The sequence below is a fragment of the Aeromonas sp. QDB03 genome, assembly GCF_027707985.1.
GTDB lineage: Bacteria > Pseudomonadota > Gammaproteobacteria > Enterobacterales > Aeromonadaceae > Aeromonas > Aeromonas hydrophila.
The window spans coordinates 1-21,818 of the sequence record NZ_JAPCJG010000015.1 but is presented as its reverse complement, the minus strand read 5'-3'; the positions used below and the strand labels follow the sequence as shown (position 1 = coordinate 21,818).

The 21,818-nt window shown below is 63.3% G+C and carries 23 protein-coding genes and 1 pseudogene; 14 read left to right on the top strand and 10 right to left on the bottom strand.

The annotated features are described in order from the left end of the window. Positions 1 to 158 precede the first annotated feature (158 nt). Positions 159 to 770: a DUF2975 domain-containing protein gene (locus tag PG900_RS21415; RefSeq protein ID WP_270832235.1), complete on the top strand. Its 612-nt coding sequence runs from the start codon at positions 159 to 161 to the stop codon at positions 768 to 770. A gap of 7 nt (positions 771 to 777) precedes the next feature. After that, complete coding sequence (locus tag PG900_RS21410; protein WP_011704909.1) at positions 778 to 987, top strand: helix-turn-helix domain-containing protein; 210 nt, start codon at positions 778 to 780, stop codon at positions 985 to 987. 105 nt (positions 988 to 1,092) lie between these two features. On the opposite strand, the gene PG900_RS21405 is transcribed toward PG900_RS21410, so the two are convergent. Together PG900_RS21405 and PG900_RS21400 are read right to left on the bottom strand one after the other, a co-directional pair. Continuing rightward, complete coding sequence (locus tag PG900_RS21405) at positions 1,093 to 2,232, bottom strand: 3-phenylpropionate MFS transporter (protein WP_253626602.1); 1,140 nt, start codon at positions 2,230 to 2,232, stop codon at positions 1,093 to 1,095. A 288-nt stretch (positions 2,233 to 2,520) separates the two neighbouring features. Continuing rightward, a complete protein-coding gene (locus PG900_RS21400; RefSeq protein WP_270832234.1) occupies positions 2,521 to 4,614 on the bottom strand; it encodes a TonB-dependent hemoglobin/transferrin/lactoferrin family receptor in 2,094 nt (697 codons plus the stop codon). A 188-nt stretch (positions 4,615 to 4,802) separates the two neighbouring features. Between PG900_RS21400 and PG900_RS21395 the strand changes: the two genes are divergently transcribed. From PG900_RS21395 to PG900_RS21385, 3 genes are read left to right on the top strand one after another with little or no spacing between them, the layout of a single operon-like run. Next, positions 4,803 to 5,771, top strand: a complete 969-nt coding sequence (locus tag PG900_RS21395) for a ChaN family lipoprotein (protein ID WP_270832232.1) — start codon at positions 4,803 to 4,805, stop codon at positions 5,769 to 5,771. A 60-nt stretch (positions 5,772 to 5,831) separates the two neighbouring features. Then, complete coding sequence (locus PG900_RS21390) at positions 5,832 to 6,383, top strand: cysteine hydrolase family protein (RefSeq protein ID WP_124253101.1); 552 nt, start codon at positions 5,832 to 5,834, stop codon at positions 6,381 to 6,383. 39 nt (positions 6,384 to 6,422) lie between these two features. Then, entirely contained in the window at positions 6,423 to 6,827 is a 405-nt protein-coding gene (locus PG900_RS21385; protein ID WP_010634919.1) for a lipoprotein, read from the top strand. A 70-nt stretch (positions 6,828 to 6,897) separates the two neighbouring features. On the opposite strand, the gene hutZ is transcribed toward PG900_RS21385, so the two are convergent. Together hutZ and hutX are read right to left on the bottom strand one after the other, a co-directional pair. Continuing rightward, positions 6,898 to 7,455, bottom strand: coding sequence for a heme utilization protein HutZ (gene hutZ / locus PG900_RS21380; RefSeq protein WP_011704904.1), 558 nt, complete (start codon positions 7,453 to 7,455; stop codon positions 6,898 to 6,900). Beyond that, positions 7,452 to 7,964 (bottom strand): heme utilization cystosolic carrier protein HutX, encoded by a 513-nt coding sequence (hutX, locus tag PG900_RS21375; protein ID WP_158197903.1) that lies wholly within the window; start codon positions 7,962 to 7,964, stop codon positions 7,452 to 7,454. The genes hutZ and hutX overlap by 4 nt, the downstream gene beginning before the upstream one ends. A gap of 168 nt (positions 7,965 to 8,132) precedes the next feature. On the opposite strand from hutX, the gene PG900_RS21370 reads away from it, so the two are divergent. The 3 genes from PG900_RS21370 to PG900_RS21360 are packed head-to-tail and all read left to right on the top strand — an operon-like array spanning position 8,133 to position 10,803. After that, positions 8,133 to 8,972, top strand: coding sequence for a heme/hemin ABC transporter substrate-binding protein (locus PG900_RS21370; protein WP_270832231.1), 840 nt, complete (start codon positions 8,133 to 8,135; stop codon positions 8,970 to 8,972). After that, positions 8,969 to 10,000 carry a FecCD family ABC transporter permease gene (locus PG900_RS21365; RefSeq protein WP_270832230.1) on the top strand — a complete coding sequence of 344 codons (1,032 nt, stop codon included), beginning with the start codon at positions 8,969 to 8,971 and terminating at the stop codon, positions 9,998 to 10,000. Before PG900_RS21370 ends, PG900_RS21365 begins: the two co-directional genes overlap by 4 nt. Positions 10,001 to 10,014: 14 nt before the next feature. Beyond that, positions 10,015 to 10,803: a heme ABC transporter ATP-binding protein gene (locus PG900_RS21360; protein WP_270832229.1), complete on the top strand. Its 789-nt coding sequence runs from the start codon at positions 10,015 to 10,017 to the stop codon at positions 10,801 to 10,803. 113 nt (positions 10,804 to 10,916) lie between these two features. Here PG900_RS21360 and PG900_RS21355 read toward each other — a convergent pair whose 3' ends face one another. Next, entirely contained in the window at positions 10,917 to 11,543 is a 627-nt protein-coding gene (locus PG900_RS21355; protein ID WP_270832228.1) for a YitT family protein, read from the bottom strand. Between the two features lie 321 nt (positions 11,544 to 11,864). On the opposite strand from PG900_RS21355, the gene PG900_RS21350 reads away from it, so the two are divergent. Continuing rightward, on the top strand, positions 11,865 to 12,878 hold the full coding sequence (locus PG900_RS21350; protein WP_270832227.1) for an NAD-dependent epimerase: 1,014 nt from the start codon (positions 11,865 to 11,867) through the stop codon (positions 12,876 to 12,878). 5 nt (positions 12,879 to 12,883) lie between these two features. On the opposite strand, the gene PG900_RS21345 is transcribed toward PG900_RS21350, so the two are convergent. The 4 genes from PG900_RS21345 to xapA form a co-directional block, all read right to left on the bottom strand. Beyond that, positions 12,884 to 13,813: a DMT family transporter gene (locus tag PG900_RS21345; protein ID WP_270832226.1), complete on the bottom strand. Its 930-nt coding sequence runs from the start codon at positions 13,811 to 13,813 to the stop codon at positions 12,884 to 12,886. A 56-nt stretch (positions 13,814 to 13,869) separates the two neighbouring features. Further along, positions 13,870 to 14,673: a deoxyribose-phosphate aldolase gene (deoC, locus tag PG900_RS21340; protein WP_270832225.1), complete on the bottom strand. Its 804-nt coding sequence runs from the start codon at positions 14,671 to 14,673 to the stop codon at positions 13,870 to 13,872. Between the two features lie 62 nt (positions 14,674 to 14,735). Further along, a complete protein-coding gene (locus PG900_RS21335; protein WP_270832224.1) occupies positions 14,736 to 15,995 on the bottom strand; it encodes a NupC/NupG family nucleoside CNT transporter in 1,260 nt (419 codons plus the stop codon). Positions 15,996 to 16,020: 25 nt separating this feature from the next. After that, entirely contained in the window at positions 16,021 to 16,848 is an 828-nt protein-coding gene (gene xapA, locus PG900_RS21330) for a xanthosine phosphorylase (protein ID WP_065475942.1), read from the bottom strand. A 330-nt stretch (positions 16,849 to 17,178) separates the two neighbouring features. On the opposite strand from xapA, the gene PG900_RS21325 reads away from it, so the two are divergent. Both PG900_RS21325 and PG900_RS21320 read left to right on the top strand, forming a co-directional pair. Next, positions 17,179 to 18,117, top strand: a complete 939-nt coding sequence (locus PG900_RS21325) for a LysR family transcriptional regulator (protein ID WP_270828058.1) — start codon at positions 17,179 to 17,181, stop codon at positions 18,115 to 18,117. A gap of 155 nt (positions 18,118 to 18,272) precedes the next feature. Next, positions 18,273 to 18,461 (top strand): hypothetical protein, encoded by a 189-nt coding sequence (locus PG900_RS21320; RefSeq protein ID WP_011704892.1) that lies wholly within the window; start codon positions 18,273 to 18,275, stop codon positions 18,459 to 18,461. Between the two features lie 33 nt (positions 18,462 to 18,494). Here the strand turns inward: PG900_RS21320 and PG900_RS21315 are convergent, their stop codons facing one another. Then, positions 18,495 to 18,893: a hypothetical protein gene (locus PG900_RS21315; RefSeq protein WP_270832223.1), complete on the bottom strand. Its 399-nt coding sequence runs from the start codon at positions 18,891 to 18,893 to the stop codon at positions 18,495 to 18,497. A 181-nt stretch (positions 18,894 to 19,074) separates the two neighbouring features. Here PG900_RS21315 and PG900_RS21310 point away from each other — a divergent pair, with 181 nt between their 5' ends. From PG900_RS21310 to PG900_RS21300, 3 genes and pseudogenes are all read left to right on the top strand, one after another. Next, positions 19,075 to 19,929, top strand: a complete 855-nt coding sequence (locus PG900_RS21310; RefSeq protein WP_042065208.1) for a lytic transglycosylase domain-containing protein — start codon at positions 19,075 to 19,077, stop codon at positions 19,927 to 19,929. 108 nt (positions 19,930 to 20,037) lie between these two features. Beyond that, a pseudogene (locus PG900_RS21305) lies at positions 20,038 to 20,280 on the top strand (5'-methylthioadenosine nucleosidase); the annotation flags it as partial. 993 nt (positions 20,281 to 21,273) lie between these two features. After that, positions 21,274 to 21,792 carry a DNA-binding protein gene (locus PG900_RS21300; protein WP_270832221.1) on the top strand — a complete coding sequence of 173 codons (519 nt, stop codon included), beginning with the start codon at positions 21,274 to 21,276 and terminating at the stop codon, positions 21,790 to 21,792. The last annotated feature ends 26 nt before the right edge of the window (positions 21,793 to 21,818 follow it).

Sequence of the window (21,818 nt, the reverse complement as noted above, 5' to 3'; positions counted from 1 at the left end):
CGAAAAATGTCATCCTCTTATTGCAGCAAGAATTTATCGTTTTTCAATAAAAAACGGTTGAATAAATATCGAAAAACGATAAACATCTAGCTGTGTTTATTGATAAACAATAATTCGGTGCTGCGCGTGGCCCACCCTTTCACTCCAAGAGGTAAGCGATGAAACACAACAAGCTCGAACGCATGAGCAATCTGATTGAATGGATCCTGCTGTTCGCCCTGCTGGCCACCCCGCTCATGACGGTCATGGGGGTCTGGTCCCAGCTGCTCGGCGGCAGCGACTACCTGCAGCAGGAGCTGATCGACGCACTGGCGGTACAAGAGAGTTCCACCCTCAACAATGTCCCCCTGACCATGGCACAGCCGGCGCTGGCCAGCACGACCCCCTCGATTGCCGACTACCCCCTCAGCCTGGGCACCCGTCTGCTGGGCACCCTGGTGATGCTGCTGCCGGATCTGGTGTTCATGCTGATGCTGTGGCAGCTGCTCCAGCTGTTTCGCGGCTATCGGCAGGCCATGCTGTTCACCTTCAGCCAGATCCGCCGCTACCAGTTGATCGGCCTGCTGCTCTGTGTCAGTTTCGTCACCAAAATCATCACCACCCCGCTGCTGGACATAGTGCTCACCCTGCCGGGCCCCGAGCTGCACGGCCAGATCAACATAGGTTCATCGGACTTCCAGTTGCTGCTGGCCGGGCTTATCGTGTCGGCGCTGGCGCTGGTGATGCGCGAGGCCAAGCGGCTGGCCGATGAACAACAACTGACGGTGTGAGGAACCCATGCCCATCATCATCCGACTCGATGCCCTGCTGGCCGAACGCAAAATGACTGCCCGCGAGCTGGCCCTGCGGGTCAACATCACCGAGGCCAACCTCTCCATCCTGAAAAACGGCCATGCCAAGGCGGTTCGCTTCTCCACCCTGGAGGCGATCTGCCGCGAACTGGGCTGCCAGCCCGGTGATCTGCTGGCCTTTGAGCAGGAGTCCTGATCCTGCCGGCACGGCCTGCGTGCCAGCCATCACCATGCAAAAAGGGGAGCCGAGGCTCCCCTTTTTCGTTGCTGATCGATGTGGTTGCGAACCGGATAGGGCCACTCAGGCGGCCTTCAGCTCACCCTCCCGCAGGCGCAGCACGAACACCGGCAGCACCACCAGCACCATCAGGAAGAAGATGCCGCCCCCCAGCGGTTCGAACAGCAGGCCGCACAGGGTCATCAGGGCGGCCACCGTCATGCCGAGCCCCAGCGCCGCATAGAGCGCCTGGGTCGGGATCAGCTGCTCGGCCGGCAGCTGGCGGGTCATGAAGCGCACGGCGCCCAAGTGGCTGACGCAGAAGGTGACCGCATGCAGCAGCTGCCCCGCCACCAGCACCAGCAGCTCGGTGGAGGCACCGAGCAGGATCCAGCGCACCACGCAGCCCAGCGCCCCCACCAGAAACAGGGTCTGGGCGCCGAAGCGGTTGAGGAAGCGCTTGTCGGCGGCAAACATGCCGATCTCCGCCACCACCCCCAGCGCCCACAGATAACCTATGGTGGTACCGCTGTAGCCCGCCGCCTTCCAGTGCATGGCACTGAAGCCGTAATAGGCGGCGTGGCTGCCCTGCAGCAGGGCCGAGATCAGCAGGAAGCGGCGCACCGAGGGGGACTTGAGGGTATCGAGCAGGGAGGCCTTGGCCCGCTCGCCCTGAATGTCCTGCGGCGCCGGATGCAGCGGCAGCCAGCTCAGCAGCAGCATCAGCAGCAATCCGGCCACCATGGTGTGCAGTATCCAGTCGCTGCCAAAATTGCCCACCAGAGCCCCCACCAGGGTCGAGGCGACGATGAAGGCGAACGAGCCGCACAGCCGCACCTTGCCGTAGTCGAGGTGCGCCTGCACCACCATGCGGGTGGCCAGCGCCTCCCCCACCGGCATCAGGGTCGGGTAGATGAAGTTCGCCACCAGGGTCAGCCCCACCAGCCACCAGAGGTTGTGGCTGAGGTAAAAGCCGAGGAAGGCCAGCAGGCTGAGCAGGCTGAGCAGGCGGGTGACCGGCAGCAGGTGCCCCGCTCCCTTGATCTGTCCCATCACCATCAGATTGCCGGCAAAGCGGATCGCCATGCCCGCGCCGAGCAGCAGGCCGATCATCTCAGCGCTGACCCCGATCCCCTCCAGCCAGAGCGACCAGAACGGCAGATAGGCACCGTAGACGAAGTAGAAAGCGCCAAAAAACAGGGCTAACCAGGAGAAGGCGGGCATAGATCCTCGACACTGAGAAACGGGGGCACAAATGATAACCGATTTGTCGGTGGGGATCCTGCGATCCCGACTGGGACACCGCGCAGATAATAATGAAAAACATCAATAAAATTGAACTATTGGCGCAAGGCTGGTGTCTATTGAGTAACACCTCCTCCTGGTTAGTGTTGCAATCCTTCCACCCGCCTTCGGCGGGTTTCTTTTTGGCCGCCTTTTTGTCCGCCATCGGGGGCCCGGTCCCCGCCATGAAAAAGGGGCCCGCAGGCCCCTTGTCGTGGTGTGCATTCATCAGAACACGTACTTGACCCGTGCACTCAGGTTGCGACCTGGCTCGGTCTGGCGGCTGGTGCTGGCACTGGCGCTCTGACCGGTGATGCTCTCGTAGTTGACGTACTCCTTGTCGAACAAGTTGAAGACGCCCACGTTGAACTGCAGATCCTGCACCGGCTTGAACTGGGCATAGATGTCCACCACGCCCCAGCCCGCGCTCTTGATGTTGTCGTTGCCCTTGGCATCCTTGCCCACCTTGCTCATGTCATCGGCAAAGCGCAGGGCGGTGTTGATGTTCCAGTTGGGCTGCTCCAGTCGAACACCCAGGGTCCCCTTGAGCGGGCTCAGGCTGTTGATGTAGTTGCCGTCACCATCCTTGCCCTCGATGTAGGAGAGGTTGCCCCAGACGTTGACCAGATCGTTCAGCCAGTAGTCCGCCTTGGCCTCGGCTCCCTTGGTGGTCGCCTTGTCCAGGTTCTGATACTGATACAGCGCGGTGCGGCCCTCGGTACCGACCCCGGCCAACTCGATGAAGTCGTCGAACTTGTTGTAGAAGGTGGCCACTTCATAGCTGAAGCCGCCGGCGCTGCCGCGCACCCCCAGATCGATGCCGTCGCTGCTCTCGGGCTTGAGGTTCGGGTTGGGCTCGATGCGATAGCCGTATGCCTGGTGGTTCAGGGTGGAGAAGGCATTGTCATACATGGGGGTCTTGTAGCCGTGGCTGTACTGGGCGAACAGGTTGGCCGCCTCGTGCGCCTTGAACACCAGCCCCAGCTTGGGCGAGAACTCCCCTTCGGAGAAGCGCTTGAGGTTCTCGCCGGTGTAGGCGGGATCCTGATCCGGGTTCATCCGGTAGTAGTCGTAGCGGGCACCCGGCGTCAGTACCCAGCGCTCGCCGAATTTCAGCTCGTCGAACGCCCACAGGGCGCCGTGCTCGGTGGTGGTGGAGGGGAAGCTCAGCTCATTGTAGCCGACGAAATCCCCCGGCACGGTCGGCGCCTTGAAGCGGGTCCGCTCGTTGTCGGTGTGCTCATACTCCAGACCCCAGGCCAGCCGCTGGCTCGCCAGCGCCTTGCTGAACTTCAGCTGGGCGCCCAGGCTCTTCTGCTCGAAACCGTTGTTGTCCAGCGAGTTCTTGGTCACATAGGGGTTGGTCGGCCGCACCGGGTATTTGGAAGAGGCGTACTGATCCATGGTCTGCTTGGTGCGGGCGTAGTAGAGCTTGCTGTCGATGCGATCGACCCAGGGCGTGTTCAGGGCGATGCCGTGATCCAGCACCAGCGACAGGTTGTCGGTCTCCTTGTCGGTGATCGGCTGGTTGAAGACCGAGCCCGCCTTGGTGAGGTCGACGGCATCGGGGTCCTGCCCCTCGTTGAAGTAGTCGACGGTCAGCTTGAGGAACTGGGCATCGCTCAGGTTCCACTGGCTCTTGAACAGCACGGCCTGGCTGACGATGTCGAACTCGTTCTTGTCGCCGTCGTAGTTCTGGGTCACCCCGCCGTCACGCCAGGTGTAGCGCAGCAGGTTCTCGAACGCGCCGGCGCGCAGGGCCCCGGTAACGCCGGCCATCTTCTGGTGACTGCTGGAGGCATAACCGGTGGTGGCATCCAGGTAGCTGTCGCGCCCCTTGAGGAAATCGGCCGCATCCTTGGTGGTAATGGCGATGACGCCGCCCAGTGCATCGGAGCCGTAGGCCGCCGAGGCCGGCCCCTTGACCACCTCGACCTGCTTGATCATGTCGGTGTCGAAATAGCTCTGACCCACGCCGCCGTTCTTGTAGGCGTCGTTCTGGCGCACGCCGTCGCGCACTATCTTGACCCGGTTCTCGCCCATGCCGCGAATGATGAAGGTCTGGGCATCGCCGGCACCGCCGAGGGCGGTGACACCCGGCTCGTAACGGAACAGGTCGGCGACGTTGCTCACCACCTGCTCTTCAATCTGTTCGGTGGTGATGACCGAGATGGGGCCGGAGACATCCTCCAGTTTCTGCTCCATCCGAGAGCCACTGACCACCATGACTTCATCTGCTTTCTTGTCCGCCGCAAAAACCGGGGAAGCGAGGCCAGCCGCCACGGCAAGGGCGACCAGCGATAGGGTGTTGTTATGGGCCACTGCAAATCCTTATTGAGAACTGTTATCAAACAGCTGGCATCTTACCCACCTCTCAACAAAGATCAATAATAAACGGAATCATTCTCATTTTCTTTTGTCGTAATTCGGTTCTACACTACGCCCCTCTGTTTTCCCGCCCGCCATGCTGCCATTGTATGGTGCAGGCACCTCATCGCTGCGAGACATCCATGACCCGACTACTACCCCTGTTCACCCTGCCCTTGCTGCTGGCCGCCTGTGCCACGACGGCCCCCGTCAACGATGCCGGCACCCTCTATCACTATCAGCTCAAGGCTACCCAGGGGGAGGCGCTGACCCTCGAGCAGGCCCTGGCCCGGGTGGCGGATGCCGACATAGTGCTGGTCGGCGAGCTGCACACCCACCCGGCGGTGCACCTGCTGCAGGCCAGAATGCTGGCGGGCCTGGCCGCAGATGGTCGCCCTCTGGTGCTCTCCATGGAGCAGTTCAGCCGCGCCGATCAGCCGGTGCTGGATGCCTACCTGGCCGGTCGCATCGGCGAGGCGGCCCTCATTCGCGACGGCAACGCCTGGCCCAACTACCAGAGCGACTATCGCCCGCTGGTAGAGTTCGCCAAGGCGCACCACCTGCCGGTCATCGCCGCCAATGCGCCCAAACCGCTGGTGAGCTGTGTCGGCCAGGAGGGGCCGGCCTGGCTGGATCAGCTGCCCGCCAACCGTCGCAGCCAGCTGGCCCGCACCCTCACCCTCGGCGATGATCCCTATCGCCAGAAGTTCATGGCCTCGCTCCATCATGGGGATGCCGACAGCAACGCCCGCCGCTTTGCCGCCCAGACCAGCTGGGACGACACCATGGCCGAGAGCATGGTGGATTACCTGCGCAGCCACCCCGGCCGGCGCATCATGCACATCGCCGGCAACTTCCACGTAGAGGGCGGGCTGGGGCTGGCCAGCCGTATCGCCAGCCGCAACCCGGATCTCAAGGTGGCGCTGGTCGTGCCGGAGCTGACGACTCCGCAAGCGGATGACGGTCAAGTAGCGGCCGGCCGGGTTGCCGACGTGCGGGTCGGCATCGCCCCCCTGCCGGAACGCTGGCTAAATGCCGATGAAATGAAGCAAGATATGGGCGCACTGCATCAATCCCGCAGTCGTGACTGCAGCCAGTGGCTGCAACCCTGACCTTGCGTCTGAGGAGCCCAGTGGCTGCCACCCTGACAAACATTTGCCCAAGGATTTCATATGGATGTGTTACTGGTCATCGACATGCAACAGGGGCTGTTCACCCAGCCTCGCCATCAGGACAGCCAGGTCATCGCCAATATCAATCGATTGGCCGAACGCGTGCGGGCAGAACAGGGTCGTGTCATCTATGTGCAGCACGACGAACCCGGCACCGAGCTGGATCCCGCCAGCCCGGGCTGGCAGCTGCACGCCGATCTCGCCCCAGAGGGGCATGACAGCCGGGTACGCAAGACCGCCTGCGACAGCTTCCTCGACACCGAGCTCGGTTTCCTCTTGGCGGAACAGGCGGTGGACAGGCTGCTCATCTGCGGCTGTGCCACCGACTTTTGCGTCGACACCACCTTGCGCAGTGCCGCCGCTCGCGGCTTCGAGGTGGTGGCGGTGACCGACGCCCATACCACGGCGGACAGGCCCCACCTGAGCGCGGAGCAGATCATCGAGCACCACCACTGGATGTGGCGTCACCTCAGCCTGCCAAAAGGCAGAAGCGTGACCCTGCTCACGACGGATGAGCTGCTCGGCGCCACCCAACCCGAGCCGGCATGTTAATCTGCCCGCTCTGAAGCGATCACCCGATTGGAGTCTTGTGTGCGTCTACTCTCTGCCGTTGCCTTCACGCTGCTGTTACCGGCAATCACCGCCTGCTCAGGCCTGCCGGGGCGCCAGCCGGATGGCCCGGCCCCCTTGTTCAGGACCCACATCAACGAGGAGGGGAGCAAGCGCTTCACCTTCGAAGCCGCCCCGCTCGATACCCTGCCCACCCGCCTGCAGGACGATGACGGCAGCCGCCTGAGTCGCAGCAAGAGCCTGCTGGAGCGGCGTGAAGCGCTGCAGGATGCCCAGCTCACCCAGGCGCTGGCCGAGCGCAAATACTGCCGCGAAGGCTACATAGTGCTCAGCCAGACCTCCTGGAAGATCCGGGGCGAGTGCAACGAGACCGCCACCCGGGCCGACCGCGACGCCTTCCCCAACAAGGCCTCCTGGCAGGATTGAGGGAAAACCGTCCATAAAAAAACGGGCAGCCCCAGGGCTGCCCGTTTTGTCATGTTGGTGATCGCGTGGATCAGACCGGCGCATCGGCCGGGCTGGTCAGCTCGGCGCCGTTGTCGACGCGCTTGTGCCCTTCCACCAGGTGGACGAAGTCCACCAGCTCGTCGCCGGAGACCCGGAACGCCTGGCCGAAGCCCTTGACGAACAGCCCCTGCTCGGGCTTGAGACGAAACAGCACGAAGTCCTTGAGGTTGGAAAGACCCTTGACTATCTCGCCGAAGCGCCCTTCCAGCGCCGCAATGGCCTGCTCCCAGCGCACGTCGTCGCGGGCCACCACTTCGGCCACCGCATCGAAGGTAAGGCGCTTGCGGGCAAACAGTTCGCGGGCCCCGTTCTCGTCCTCGATCAGCATCAGCGACACCTTGGGCACCTGTTGCAGGTTGCGGGCGTGGCGGGCGATCTCGGAGATGAGCACATAGTAGCCATCTTCCTGCAGCACGAAGGGGGCATAGCTGGCATTGGGGTTGCCTTCACTGTCCACCGTCGCCAGCTGCAGGGTGCGGCAACCGTCGCGAAACTCGCGGATCTCCGGTTGCAGGCGGTTCTGCAGACGCTCCTGACGTTCACTCATGCTTTGACTTCCTCTTGATACTGGTGGCGCAGGGCCATGAAGCGTTCCACCTGGGCCGGCAGCAGCTGACGCTGCTCGTCACGCCCAAGATAGACCTTGAAAATGCAGCGACCGCTGTGGCCGAAGAACTGGAAGGAGTGCCCCTCCTTGCCCATGAACGGCTTGCTGACCAGGGCGATGCCGACCACGTTGTCGAGCTTGAGGTGGCCGTGCATCTCGCCGTCGCGCCCCATCAGGTTGTAGTAGCCGCGGGCGCTCTTGCCACGGGGGAAGGGGGCCTTTACCTCGAAGATGGAGCCGTCGGATTCGACGATGGTGGTCACCTGGCCCCAGTCAGCCAGATCCGCCAGCAGGGCTTCGGCCTGCTCGGCGGGCACCAGAGTGACCAGCTCGGCCGGCAGGTGGCGTACCACCTCCCATTCGCTGACGGCCAGCTCGGCGGCGATGGTGGATGGGTGAGCGCTGGGATCTTGTTCCAGCAGCCCATGAATGCGTTGTGCAATGCTCATCGGTTCTCCCTTGGGGTGCCTGCGGCATCCCTGTTCTGTCATGGCGGATACTGTAATGAAGGCCCCAAACCAATGCAATTGATAATCGCTTTCATTCTCAGTGCATTTTTTTCGACGGCTTGATATTCTCGGCGGCAACCCAACTTCATTCACCCTTCGGAGGTTAGCATGGGCCGTCGTTTTGCCCTCGCACTCAGCCTGCTCGGCTGCTCAGCCCTGTCCCTGCCCACCCTGGCGCAGGAACGTATCGTCAGCATAGGCCCGGCCACCACGGAACTCATTCTGGCGCTGGGCGGTGAGCAGAGCCTCATCGCCACCGACATCAGCAGCCCAGAGCCGAAAAACCTGCCACGGGTCGGCTATCACCGCGCTCTCGCCGCCGAAGGGATCCTGAGCCTGGCGCCGACCCGGCTGGTCGGCAGCGACGAGATGGGGCCACCGCCCGCCCTGGAGCAGCTGCGCCGGGCCGGGGTCGAGGTGGACGTGCTGCCCACCGCCCCCACCCTCGCCAACCTCAACCTGCGCATCGATACCCTGGCCGTCCTGCTCAAGGATCCGGCCGCCGGCACCCGCCTGAAGGCCGAGATCCAGGCCCAGAGCGAGCAGCTGGCCGCCCAGGCCAAGCAGAACAAGCCGCTCAAGGTGGTCTTCCTGCTGCTGCACAAGGGCCAGCCCACCAGCATCGCCGGCGGCAACACCACCGCCAGTGCCCTGCTCACCCTGGCCGGCGGCGTCAACCCGGTGGCCCAGCTGCAAGACTACAAGCCAGTCTCCACCGAATCCCTTATCGAGCTGCAGCCCGATCTGGTGCTGGTGAGCGGCCGCGACTGGCAGCAGTATCAGGATCCTGAAACCGTGCTGAGCCAGGTGCCCGCCCTTTCCGCCACCCCGGCCGGCAAGAACAGGGCCATCCACGCCATCGACGGCCACGCCCTGCAAGGGGGGCTCAGCCTCACCTCGCTGCAGCAGGCCAGCCAGATCGCCAAGTGGATCAAGCTGGGTTCATGATGCGTCTGCCACTGCCCTGGCTGCTGTGCCTCACCGGCGGCGCACTGGCGCTGTTGCTGGTCGGATCCTTGGCCACCGGCCCCATGGCCCTCTCCTTTGGCGAGAGCCTGCGCGCCCTGTTCGCCGGCCAAGGGAGCGGGATTGAAGCCCACAAGCTGCTGATCGTGCAGGAGATCCGCCTGCCACGTACCCTGCTCTGCATCGCGGTGGGGGGGATTCTCGGCCTCTGCGGCGCCGTGATGCAGGGGCTGTTTCGCAACCCCCTGGCCGACCCCGGCATCATCGGGGTCTCCGGCGGGGCGGCGCTCGGCGCGGCGCTGGCCATCGTGCTGCTGGCCCCCCTCAGCCAGCAGTGGCAGAGCCTGCTCGGCATCGGCCTGCTGCCCCTGCTCGCCTTTCTCGGCGGAGCCCTGACCACCACCCTGGTCTATCTGCTCGGCACCCGGGAGGGGGGCACCTCGGTCACCGTCATGCTGCTGGCCGGGGTGGCCGTCACCGCGCTGTCCGGCGCCGTGATCGGCCTGCTCACCTATCTCGCCGACGATCAGATGCTGCGCAACCTGAGCCTGTGGCAGATGGGGTCGCTGGCGGCGGGCAAGCCGGTGGACGTGGCGCTGGCGCTGCTAACCCTGGTTGCCCTGCTCATTCTGTTCTTGCGCGATGCCAACCCCCTCAACGCCCTGCTGCTGGGTGAAGGGGAGGCCCGCCACCTCGGCATCCAGGTGCAGTCCCTCAAGCGGCGGCTGATCCTGCTCACCGCCGCCGGGGTCGGCGTGGCGGTGGCAGTGGCCGGCATGATCGGTTTCGTCGGCCTGGTGGTGCCCCACCTGGTGCGGCTGCTGGCCGGCCCCAACCACGTCCGGCTGCTGCCGCTCTCCGCCCTGCTCGGGGCCGCCCTGCTGCTGGGCGCCGACATGCTGGCCCGCACCCTGCTGGCGCCGGCCGAGATGCCGGTCGGCATCATCACCGCCCTGCTGGGCGCCCCCTTCTTCATCTGGCTGCTGGTCAAGAGCCGCCGGACGCTTTAACCGGAGGACTCCTCTTGTCTGCTTCATCGACCCTGCTGCACTGTCGCCAGCTCAGCCTCAGCCGGGGCGGCCGCCCCATCCTGGACAGGCTCGACCTCAGCATGCAGGCGGGCAGCCTCACCGCCCTGCTCGGCCCCAACGGCGCCGGCAAGAGCTCGCTGCTCAAATGCCTCACCGGCGAGCTGGAACATCAGGGGGAGATCCGCCTGTTTGGCAGGGAGCGGCAGGAGTGGGCCGGCACCGAGCTGGCCCATCGGGTCGGGGTGCTGCCGCAGAGCTCGTCCCTGAACTTCCCCTTCCTGTGCGAGGAGGTGGTGGCCATGGGCCGGCTGCCCCACAGCGAACCGGCCAGCCGGCGCGACGAGATAGTCCGGGCCGCCATGACCCATGCCGGGGTCGATCACCTGGCAGGCCGCCTCTATCCCGGCCTCTCCGGCGGGGAGCGCCAGCGGGTGCAGTTCGCCCGGGTGCTGGCCCAGATCTGGCAGGCACCGGACGAACCGCAGCAAGCGCGGCTGCTGCTGCTCGACGAACCCACCTCGGCGCTCGATCTCAAGTACCAGCACCAGCTGCTCACCATGGCGCGCGCCCTCGCCGCCCGCCATACCGCCGTGCTGGTGGTGCTGCACGATCTCAATCTGGCGGCCCGTTACGCCGACCGGCTGGTGATGCTGGAACAGGGCAGAGTGATGGCAGACGGCACCCCGCGCGAGGTGCTGACGCCTGATTTGATCGACCGGCTCTACGACTACCCGGCCCAGGTGATCCTCCACCCCGAAAGCGGGCTGCCCATGGTGGTGTGATGCGGTGATGGCCGTGCGGCAGATAGCAACAGAGCGCCATCAGGCGCTCTGTTTGTTTGCAAGGTGTGGCAGGCTAATCGCCTACCAAACAGCCTCATATGATTCTTTATTCGTCAAGCGATCTGATAGCGGCCCGGCTTGTGGTTGAGTGTCAACACCAGGTTACAGATGATGGCCGCCACCACCGAGAGCGCCAGGATCCAGGGCTGCACCACGAAGCAGGAGGCGATGACGATGGTGCAATCCAGCCCCATTTGCAGCTTGCCGGCGCGGATGCCGAACCGGTCCTGGATAAACAGCGCCAGGATGTTGAAGCCGCCCAGGCTCGATTTGTGGCAAAACATGATGAGCAGCCCCATGCCGATCAGGGCGCCGCCGATCAGCGCCGCGTAGACCGGCTCAATCTTGCCGATTTGCAGCACGGCGTTGAGGTGATCCGTCATGAAGGAGACCGCCGCCACCGAGACGAAAGTATTGAGGGTGAAGCGCGGCCCCATCCTGATCCACGCCAGGGCATAGAAGGGCAGGTTCATGCCGAAGAACAGCAGGCCGAAGCTCAGCCCCGTCACCTGCTGCAGCAACAGCGCCAGCCCGGCGGTGCCGCCGGTCAGCAGACCGACCTGATGAAACAGAAAGATGCCGAGGGAGACGAAGCCGGCCGCGGTCAGCAGGGCGATGACGTCTTCATAGAGGGGGTGCGCAGTCCGAACGGAGTGCGCCGAGCCAGGGGTGTTGTCCATAACCGGTATCCAATAGCGAAGTGAAAGAGTGTCTGTTGCCCGTCTGGCGGGCGCGAGCCCTGTCCGCAGGGCTTCGTTATGGGGTTTAGTCTATTTTTTGCGACCATGATCACAATAGTTGTCGCCCACGCCCCGTTTTGGTGCCTGTCATTCTCCATTGACAGCCGCTGCACCAAGATGCAGCATGCCGCGCCTGAGCCGCCCCCGCTGCGCCGACACGGGCGGTTTGCCATGGCACAGACGCGCCGGCTCTGCTACAAAGCGCGCAGCCCCTTTTCCCATCACCGTCAGGAGCCCCATGATCTGCACAGGACCCCAACCATGAAGTATCTGGTCACCGGCGCCGCCGGCTTTATCGGTTTTCACGTGGCCAGACGGCTGTGCGAGGCGGGCCATCAGGTGGTGGGGCTGGACAACCTCAACGACTACTACGAGGTGAGCCTCAAGGAGGCCCGCCTGGCGATGCTGACCCCCTTCCCCCATTTTCGCTTCGTGCAGGGCGAGCTGGCGGATCAGGCCGGTATGGCCGCCCTGTTTGCCGAGGGGCGGTTCGAGCGGGTGATCCACCTGGGCGCCCAGGCGGGGGTGCGCCACTCACTGGAAAACCCGTTTGCCTACAGCGAGAGCAACCTCACCGGCATGCTGACGGTGCTGGAGGGGTGCCGCCAGCACGGCATCCGGCATCTGATCTACGCTTCCTCCAGCTCGGTCTACGGCATGGGCGAGCAGTTGCCGTTCAGTGCCGATCAGCAGGTGGACCACCCGGTCTCCCTCTATGCCGCCACCAAGAAGGGCGGCGAGCTGATGGCCCACGCCTACTCGGCGCTCTACGGTCTGCCCACTACCGGGCTGCGCTTTTTCACCGTCTACGGCCCCTGGGGCCGGCCCGACATGGCCATCGCCAAGTTCACCCGCGCCATCCTGGCGGGCGAGCCCATCGACGTCTACAACCAGGGCAATCTCAGCCGCGACTTCACCTTCATCGACGACATCGTCGAGGGGATCCTGGCCGTCGCCGAGCTGCCGCCCCGCCCCAACCCTCACTGGCATGCCGGCGAGCAGAGCCCGGCCGAGAGCGCCGCGCCTTACCGCATCCTCAACATCGGTCATGGCCAGCCGGTGCGGCTGCTCGACTTCATCGAGGCGCTGGAACAGGCGCTGGACAAGCCCGCCATCAAGCGGATGCTGCCGATGCAGGCGGGCGACATGCACGCCACCTGGGCCGACAGCGAGCCCCTTCACACCCTCACCGGCCTGCGCCCCGCTACTTCCATCAAGGAAGGGGTCGCCGCGTTCGTGCGCTGGTATCTCGACTACTACCAGCCCGCCCGCTAACCGATTCAGGCACGGCGTGCCTGCCGAGCGGGCACCAGCACCATGACCGCCATGGTCAGCAGCACGCCGAGCACGCCCCAGCCCACCTGCCGCCAGATCACCACCTCCCCGCTCAGCATGCCGGTCAACAGCACCAGCACCGGGATCAGGTAGGTGTAGGCCGAGACCTGCTCCGGCTGCAGCACCACGCTCCCCTGCTGGAACAAAAAGAAGCTGAGCGCCGTGGCAAACAGCGCCAGATAGGCAAGGCCGAGCCAGAGCGGCAGCGACACCTGCTGCCAGTCGGTTGTCAGTAGCCGCGGCGCCGCCACCAGAGTGAGCAGCAGGGTGGCGCAGATCAGGGTCCAGCAGGTGAGGTGGGCAAACGACTCGCCCCGGTAGTAGCGCTTCACCAGTATGGGGTTGAGTGCCATCCCCACGCAGCCGAGCAGATAGATGCGGTTGCTGGGGGTGGGGGTGGGGGTGGGGGTGAGGCTCAGGCTCGCCAGCTGGCTCAGCTCGCCGCGAAAGATGATGAGAGCGGCCGCCGCCATGCCCCCCAGCAGGGCGAACGCCATCGACCAGCCGATGCGGCGCTGCAGCACAAGCATGCTGGCCAGCGCGCTGATGAGGGGCACCGTGGTGTAGAGCGCGCTGGCATCGAGGGCGCTGGTCTCCTGCAGCGCCACGAACATGGCGACGAAGTAGCAGAGAGCCGGCAGCGAGATGAGGGTATAACGCCCCAGATCCCGCAGCGAAGGCAGCGCGAGACGGCGCTGGCAAGCCAGCAGAATCACGAAGGTGAACGCCGCCAGCAGGTAGCGTGCCCAGGTGACCACCAGCGGGTCCAGCACCGCGGTGAGGGCGCTGCCGATGGGGAAAGAAAGGCTGATGAGCAGGGTGAACAGCAGCACCTTGCCGTGGGCCTGCACGAAATGAAAACGGGGATGGGACATGGCATGCACCTGTGCAAAGGGGCGCCCAGCCGGGCGCCGCACTGGATGGGAATGATTCAATAACTGCCGTCGGCAGCAACCGGCTTCTTGCCCTCGATGGTGGCCAGCAACTGACCGAGCAGGCTGGATGCGCCGAAGCGAAAGCGCTCGGCAACCAGCCACTCATCGCCAAAGAGTGCGGCCGCCATGGCCAGATACTCCGCCGCCTCCTGCGCGCTTTTTACTCCCCCTGCCGCCTTGAAGCCCACCCGGTGCTGTGCGCCGCACTCGGCGATGGCTGCCAGCATGGTGCGGCACGCCTCGGGGGTGGCATTGAGCGGCACCTTGCCGGTGGAGGTCTTGATGAAGTCGGCCCCCTCCTCGATGGCAAGCAGGGAGGCGGCACGGATAAGCGCGGGTTCCTGCAGCTCGCCGGATTCGATGATCACCTTGAGCAGCCGCGGCCCGCACAATGCCTTGCAGCCGCGCACCAGCGCCCGGGCGGGCGCCTCGTCCCCTGCCTTGAGCGCACGCCAGGGGATCACCAGATCGATTTCGTCGGCACCATCGAGAAGGGCTGCGCGGGTCTCGGCCAGCACGACATCTAACTCATCGTCGCCGTGGGGGAAGTTGACCACGGTGGCGACCTTGATTTCGGGGGTGCCCTGGGCTGCCAGGGTGAGCCTGGCCAGCCCCACGAAACGCGGATAGATGCAGACCGCAGCGGTGTTGCCGACCGGGGTCTGCGCCTGGTGGCAGAGGGCGATGATGCGCGCGTCGTGGTCATCGTCGTTGAGGCTGGTGAGATCCATCAAGCGGATGGCCCGGCTGGCGGCCTCGGTGGCGGCGCAGGCTGGTGAAAAAGCAGTAGCTGGAATCATGGAAGGCTCCTGTCGGGATAAGAAAGGGGCGCCGCAGCGCCCCGGAACAAGGGATGGGACGCTCAGGCCAGGGAGAAGAAGATCCCGGCGATGGCGGCGCTCATCAGGTTGGAACAGGTGGCAGCCAGCACGGTACGCAGGCCGTAGCGGGCGATGAAGTCGGTGCGGGAGGGACAGAGGGTGCCGAGACCACCGATCAGGATCCCCATGGAGGCCAGGTTGGCAAAGCCGCACAGGGCGAAGCTGATGATCACCTTGGACTTCTCCTCCAGCACCTGCAGGCCGGCGGCAGTCACAGTGCTGGCGTCTTTCAGGTAGGGGGAGAGGTCGCTGTAGGCCACGAACTCGTTCACTACCAGCTTCTTGCCGATCATGGCGCCAGCGATGCCGATGTCCGCCAGCGGTACCCCGAGCAGGAAGGCGAGCGGCGAGAAGATCCAGCCCAGGATGAGCTCGAGGGAGAGCGGCATGCCCACCATCTCCCCCACCCCGCCCAGCAGGGTGTTGACCAGAGTCACCAGCCCGATCATGGCGATCAGCATGGCGCCGATGGCCGCCGCCAGCTTGAGGCCGCTGCTGGCCCCCTCGCCTGCCGCCGCCAGCACGTTCTCCGGCTTCTTGCCGTCAAACTGGATGCTGTTGTCGAACACATAGTCCGGCTGGCTGGTTTCGGGAATGATCAGCTTGGCGAACAGGATCCCGCCCGGCGCCGCCATGAAGGAGGCGGCCAGCAGGTACTGCATGTCGACCCCCATCATGGCGTAGCCCGCCAGCACGGTGCCGGAGACCGAGGCCATGCCGCCGCACATGACGGCGAAGAACTCCGAATCGCTCATCTTGGGCATGTAGGGTTTGACCACCAGCGGCGCCTCGCTCTGACCGACGAAGACGTTGGCCACCGCCGACATGGATTCGGTCTGGGAGGTGCCGAGTAGGCGCGCCATGGCGCCGCCGATGAAGCGGATCACCAGCTGCATGATGCCGAGATAGTAGAGCACGGCGATCAGCGCCGAGAAGAACACCACCAGCGGCAGCACGTTGAGGGCAAACACGAAGCCGATGCCGTCCACCGAGAAGTTGACCAGGTTGCCAAACAGGAAGTGGATGCCCGCTTTGCCGCTTGCCAGCACGGCGTCGACCCCGTGGGCCATCCCCTCCAGCGCCCGGCGCCCCAGCGGTACATAGAGCACCAGGGCACCGATGGCGACCTGCAAGGCCAGCGCCAGCCCCACGGTGCGCAGGCGAATGGCCCTGCGGTTGGTCGATGCGAGCACGGCGATGAAGATCAGCGCCGCCATACCGAGAAATCCTGCTGCAAACATAACTGACCTCCTGGTCGCTCCCTGCTTACTGGAAGTGGTGCTTGATAAAGGCGTTGATGAGGCGGATGAAATCCGTTTCCGCCAGCTTGGCGCACTTGAGGGTCTGCTCATGGGAGAGCTGCACGTCGCCAAGCCCCTCCGCCATGTTGGTGATGGCGCAGATGGCCAGCACCGGCAGCGCGCAGTGGGCGGCGCTGACCACTTCTGGCACCACCGACATCCCCACCACGTCGCCACCGATGATCTGCATCATGCGGATCTCGGCGGCGGTCTCGAAGCAGGGGCCGCTGTAGGAGACAAACACCCCCTGATTGACGGCGATCCCCTCCCGCTCGGCCAGCGCCAGCGCCTCGCTGCGCAACCCCTTGTCATAGGCATTGGCCAGGCTGAAGAAGCGCGGGCCGTAGGCCTCGTCATTGGCGCCCGTCATGGGTGTGCCCGGCATGGTGTTGATGTGATCGTTGAAGATGACCAGGGAGCCGACCCCGATCCGCTCCGGGCGCAGCGAGCCGGCCGCATTGGTCACCAGCAGCAGCTCGCAACCCAGCCGCTTGAAGGTGCGCACCGGGGTGGTCATCACCTTCATGGTTTCGTGTTCGTAGTAGTGCCCACGCCCCTTCATGCAGACCACGTCCACCCCGTGCAGCTTGCCGAGCACCAGCTCGCCGCTGTGGCCGGCCACCGTACTGACCGGGAAGCCGTCCAGCTCCTCGTAGGGAATGGTGACCTTCTCCTCCAGCGCATCGGCCAGCACGCCGAGGCCGGAGCCCAGGATCATGGCGGCGCGGGGGGCGAAACCCGGCTTGCGGGCGAGAATGGTGGCGACGGCGTTGAGTACCGGATCTTGTTGCATGAGCTGCACCTCTTGAGGCTGTAAATGGGACATGGCGCTCACTCTAGGGGAGGTATTGGGCGATAAAAATCGCTAAAATCGGCCTGACTATCCTGATTTTCAGCACAATTTCCCGCCGGGAAATGGCTGAAAACCAAAGGAACTGGCATGAATGGCGCTGATTGGCCCCGTTCTGCCGCCAACCAGCCCCGGCACGGTCAAAACGGGCCGACAAAGGTGTGAGCCGGATCGACCATCCGCCGCGCAGCGGCCCTGCTGCCGCCCGCACCGGTCGCGCAAACTTTGACGGGGATCGCACCCGGCACTCAATCAGCCACCGAAGGAGGTCGCTTGGCCCTCGACAGTCACTGGCGCGATCGCGTCACCCTCAAGATGCTGCGCTACTTCCATGCGGTGGCCAGCCAGGGGCACTTCAGCCGGGCCGCCCTGCAGCTCAATGTCTCCAAGTCGCCGCTCAGCGCCCAGATCAAGGAACTCGAGTCCCTGCTGGGGCTGGCGCTGTTCGAACGCCACACCCGCCAGGTGAGCCTCACCGCCACCGGCCGGCTGCTGCAGGCCGAGTGCGCCCTGCTGTTCGACGTGCTGGAAAGCGGCCTCAACCGGGTGGTGCAGGCGGGGCGCATGGAGCGCAACCAGATCCGCATCGGGCTGGTCAGCTCCATCTTCTGGGCCGGCTTTGGCGAGGTGATCCGCCAGTGCCACCAGCGCCATCCCGAGTTCGAGATCACCTTCACCGAGCTCTCCCCCGAGCGGCAGAAACAGGCGCTTTCGCGCAAGGAGATAGACCTCGGCCTCGCCCGCTTCGCCGACACCGTCAACATCCATCCGCTGCTGGCCGAGACCATCTATCGCGAGTCCATGGTGCTGGTGGTGTCGGACGAGCATCCGCTGCGGGATCGCAAGCTGGTCTCCCTGCCCGAGCTGGCGGGGGAGCCGTTCGTGCTGATGAGCCGCGCCAACTCCTCCTCTACCGACCTCATCATCAACGCCTGTCTGGTGGAGGGCTTCTACCCCCATCTCAACCAGGAGGTGGTCGAACCCAACACCCTGATGGCGGTGGTGGCCACCAGCCTGCAAGTGGCGCTGGTGCCGGCCAGCTACGCCCGCCAGAAGTGGCCCCACGTGCGCTTCATCCGCCTCGAGCAGGCGATCCCCGCCGATCTCTGCGTGCTTTACGCCCCGCCCGGCGACGGCCAGCCGGCCGCAGTGGCGATCCGCCACTTCATCGACACCATGAGCGCACAGATGAACCGGCCGGCCGCGGATTGATGAGTTAATCGGATGGCGCTTAACTACCTCCGCCCTTAGGATGGGGATGTGAAGCGGATGGCGGTTTGCCGGGCACCGGCTGGGGTATACTGGCCACACTTGGTGCCGCACGGGCACGCATCCGCGCCCTCACCATGATGAGAAGGAGTCACCTCATGATCCGTATTCTGCTGTTGCTGGGCGCCGCCTTGTCTGCCTACGGACTGCAACAGAGCCACACCCTGGCGCCTCTGCTGAGCCTGCTCGGCCTGCTCTCGCTCTGGGTGGCGAGCGAAATTCGCCTGATGTATCGCCAGCTGCCCGCCGCCGAGCCGGACGAGCAGCCCTATCACCTCGACGTCTGAGGGGCCAGCAAGGCCACTCTCTTCTCTCCTTGTTCATGCCTGGTCAACTTCATGAAACCGACTCGTCCCCTCTGCTCTCTGCTGTTGCTGCTTGGCTGCCTGCACGGCGCCCCGCTGCTGGCCCGCACGCCCTGTCCGGCCGGCGATGACTGCCCACCGGCGGACAATGGCCAGTGGCTCCCGGAACCGGGCCGCGATGGCAGCGCCGGTGCCGATGGCATGGACGGTGCTGATGGTATTGATGGTGCCGATGGTGCCGATGGTGCCGATGGTGCCGATGGTGCCGATGGTGCCGATGGTGCCGATGGTGCCGATGGTGCCGATGGTGCCGATGGTGCCGATGGTGCCGATGGTGCCGATGGTGCCGATGGTGCCGATGGTGCCGATGGTGCCGATGGTGCCGAGCCTGGCCAGGGGCAGCTTATCTAGCAACCCCTTTGCTGGCGGCGACCGTCATGAGCCGTCGCCAATCCCTGCCGCATCAGCCTCCGTCATTGGTTCCATACCGTTTTGATCTCTGGATACCCGGATCCATAACAACAGGATCCACTGGATTAATGGCAGAACAGGCCATGTTCCCCTATATCTTCTGTACCCCAACAGGAGAGAATCCATGTCGAGTTCCAGCGAAAACAGGCTGTTTTTGCTGCTTTTTTTATCGCTGTTGCTGGCCGGCACCGGGCAGGCAGCGGCGCAAAGCAGGGATTTCAGACAGGCACCCAAGGCGCTCAGCGCACTGAAGAAAGGTCAGCAGGCACAGAGTCAGGGCAACCTGACCCAGGCCATCCACTTCTACTGCGCCGCCGCCACCACGGGTAACCCGGAAGGGTATTTTCGCATCGGCCGCCTGCTCGCCACCGGCCCGGGCTCGGTTCGCAACCCCCGCATGGCCAACGCCTACCTGGCCATGGCGATCCGCCTTGGCAACCAGCAGGCCGCCCGTTACTACAACAGCCGGGTCGGCAATGCCGTGATGGGGGATCAGTGCGGCAGCGGCGTCGGTGGATCCGGCGGTTACTTCGCCGCCATCCCCACCACCCCCTTCAATCTGGAGGCCTATCTGGCCCGCCAGTCACCCGCCAAGCAGAAGCTGGCCAACATGCTGCGCCACGCCGCCAAGCGCCACCGCATCGACGAGCGGCTGGTGCTGGCCATCGCCATCGCCGAATCCAACCTCGACAGCCGCGCCGTCTCTCCCAAGAATGCCCAGGGGCTGATGCAGCTGATTCCCGAGACCCAGCAGCGCTTCGGGGTGACCCGTCCCTTCGATCCGGAGCAGAACATCAAGGGCGGCGTGGCCTATCTCAAGTGGCTGCACACCCACTTCGACGGCAACTGGACCCTGATGTCGGCGGCCTACAACGCCGGCGAAAAATCGGTGGAGCAGTATGGCGGCATCCCCCCCTATCAGGAGACCCAGCAATATGTGCGGCGGGTGCTCTACTTCGCCGGCCACAAGCAGCCCTGAACCCGGCTCCCTGCCGGCCCGCTATTGACAAAAACCACACCCGCATTTGCGCAACCGTTTGCCTTTCGGTAGGATCCGGCGCTTTCTCGCACGTTCTACAGGTAATCCATGAATTTCATCAAACGCTGCTCGCGCCTGCTCACCCTGTTTGCCCTCTTCTCCTCCGCCGTCGTGGCGGCCAAGCCGGCCCCCGCCCCCATCCTGATCCAGGGGGCGATGGACGTCGAAGTCGAGACCCTGGTGGCCGCCCTCAAGGACAAGCAGGAGCTGACCGTGGGCGCCTGGACCTACTGGCAGGGCACTCTCTCGGGTTATCCGGTGGTCGTCTCCCGCACCGAGGTGGGACTGGCTGTATAGACTCTAGTGGATTGATCATTAGGACAGACCCCGGGAATAAGTCGGATCTCTAGGGCATACGCGGGATCTGGAATTGAGGAGTGGCGCGGCTTTGGTGGCGATAGCAGGCGGGAAAAACGGCGGACTTGGCTGCAAGTATATTAGCAATCACTGAAATGATCACTACTCATGAAAATGGCCGAAAATCGCTACCGAAGTGATCACTCTTTGTTTTTTAAATTGGCCTTTAAACGTGCTTTAAATTCATGTTGGGATGAACGCTCAATCCTTTGCTGTGTATGGCCTGCGTAGTATCGCTGGCGCTTCACGCTAAGCCAGATACAGCAAGCTTTTGATGGATTTATATGTCCGTTGCTACGGGGTAGAATCGGACGTCACTTCCGATTCGTCCTTTTCATTTCCGATTGATTTTTATTTGAGTTAAATCAATGCGTTACAGAAATATGAAAAGAGGTTTTGTATTATGACAATCGGAACTAATCGGATGTCAGGATTTCCGTTTCATGGGAGCCCAATGAGTCTAGCAATAATTTATTAAATCGATGCTTTTCAGGAACTTGGTTTCTGAAAATGATATCGCAGTTTATTTCTTTATTGTTCAATGACTTGGCTCTGATTTCTTGAAATTCAGAAAGAAACTGAATGGTAGTTGATAGTTTATATGTAACCCGTGCGTTTGTCTGTTTTTAGAGCGTCAAAAGCTAGTGTTTTGATCATTATGTTGACAAGAAAAACAGCTCAGGATAGCCTTTAAAAGCTCCAGCAAAAAAACTGGAGGCGGGCGTGGAAACCCGTATAATCCAAGACGCACAACACGCGTCACGCGTGTTTTTTTATGCGTGCATCTAGCCTCTTTATGGTGGGCTGGGTGGGGCAAGCGTAAGCTTGGCCGTTTCCTTGGAGCGGATTTCCACCCCCATTCAGCTCACCGCCAGAGAGCGTGGAAACTCCTGTCGGTGATAGTCCTACTATCCAAGGAGGCCCTCCATGGCCGGATCATCATCTGATCTCCATTCTATTCGGGAAATATGGGTAACAATCGCTGATTGCGAAAACTTGCCTGGATTACCTACCAGCAAAACCAGCCAATATACTCGTAACGCTATTCGTAAGCGCCTTGACTGTAAAGCCAAGCATGTTCCTGGAACAAAGAGAAAAGCGGTTGGCAAGGGTAAGGCTCTCGAATATAGAGCTGATCTGCTTCCATTGCAGGCTCAAAGAGCGCTACTTGAAATGATGTCAGGTAGCAAGATCGAATATTCCCCTGCACCATCCCAATCCCCTGCCGGTATCTTCGAGCAATTGCGTGAGGCATCTGGTCACAAGCTGTTTTCTGACCCCGATGAAATGCTTGGTGATGGCCTCAACCTGCTATCAGTTCTGAATCAGTTTATGGCCGAATGCAGCTGTTTCAATCGTGTTGCCGTTGCTGATGCCATTATGCATGCCGAAGGTCTGATCCGCGCTGGCCATGCCCTGAGCAAGACTGAGGGAGGTGCCGCATGATGGCCCGTCACGCTACCGCCGTTTCG

Coding starts and splice junctions, on each gene's coding strand:
- PG900_RS21350 (WP_270832227.1), top strand. CDS start 11,865: ATGAAGTATCTGGTCACCGGCGCCGCCGGCTTTATCGGTTTTCACGTG.
- PG900_RS21335 (WP_270832224.1), bottom strand. CDS start 15,995: ATGTTTGCAGCAGGATTTCTCGGTATGGCGGCGCTGATCTTCATCGCC.
- hutZ (WP_011704904.1), bottom strand. CDS start 7,455: ATGAGTGAACGTCAGGAGCGTCTGCAGAACCGCCTGCAACCGGAGATC.
- PG900_RS21310 (WP_042065208.1), top strand. CDS start 19,075: ATGTCGAGTTCCAGCGAAAACAGGCTGTTTTTGCTGCTTTTTTTATCG.
- PG900_RS21405 (WP_253626602.1), bottom strand. CDS start 2,232: ATGCCCGCCTTCTCCTGGTTAGCCCTGTTTTTTGGCGCTTTCTACTTC.
- PG900_RS21390 (WP_124253101.1), top strand. CDS start 5,832: ATGGATGTGTTACTGGTCATCGACATGCAACAGGGGCTGTTCACCCAG.
- PG900_RS21365 (WP_270832230.1), top strand. CDS start 8,969: ATGATGCGTCTGCCACTGCCCTGGCTGCTGTGCCTCACCGGCGGCGCA.
- PG900_RS21345 (WP_270832226.1), bottom strand. CDS start 13,813: ATGTCCCATCCCCGTTTTCATTTCGTGCAGGCCCACGGCAAGGTGCTG.
- PG900_RS21395 (WP_270832232.1), top strand. CDS start 4,803: ATGACCCGACTACTACCCCTGTTCACCCTGCCCTTGCTGCTGGCCGCC.
- PG900_RS21355 (WP_270832228.1), bottom strand. CDS start 11,543: ATGGACAACACCCCTGGCTCGGCGCACTCCGTTCGGACTGCGCACCCC.
- PG900_RS21410 (WP_011704909.1), top strand. CDS start 778: ATGCCCATCATCATCCGACTCGATGCCCTGCTGGCCGAACGCAAAATG.
- PG900_RS21300 (WP_270832221.1), top strand. CDS start 21,274: ATGGCCGGATCATCATCTGATCTCCATTCTATTCGGGAAATATGGGTA.
- PG900_RS21320 (WP_011704892.1), top strand. CDS start 18,273: ATGATCCGTATTCTGCTGTTGCTGGGCGCCGCCTTGTCTGCCTACGGA.
- PG900_RS21415 (WP_270832235.1), top strand. CDS start 159: ATGAAACACAACAAGCTCGAACGCATGAGCAATCTGATTGAATGGATC.
- deoC (WP_270832225.1), bottom strand. CDS start 14,673: ATGATTCCAGCTACTGCTTTTTCACCAGCCTGCGCCGCCACCGAGGCC.
- hutX (WP_158197903.1), bottom strand. CDS start 7,964: ATGAGCATTGCACAACGCATTCATGGGCTGCTGGAACAAGATCCCAGC.
- xapA (WP_065475942.1), bottom strand. CDS start 16,848: ATGCAACAAGATCCGGTACTCAACGCCGTCGCCACCATTCTCGCCCGC.
- PG900_RS21370 (WP_270832231.1), top strand. CDS start 8,133: ATGGGCCGTCGTTTTGCCCTCGCACTCAGCCTGCTCGGCTGCTCAGCC.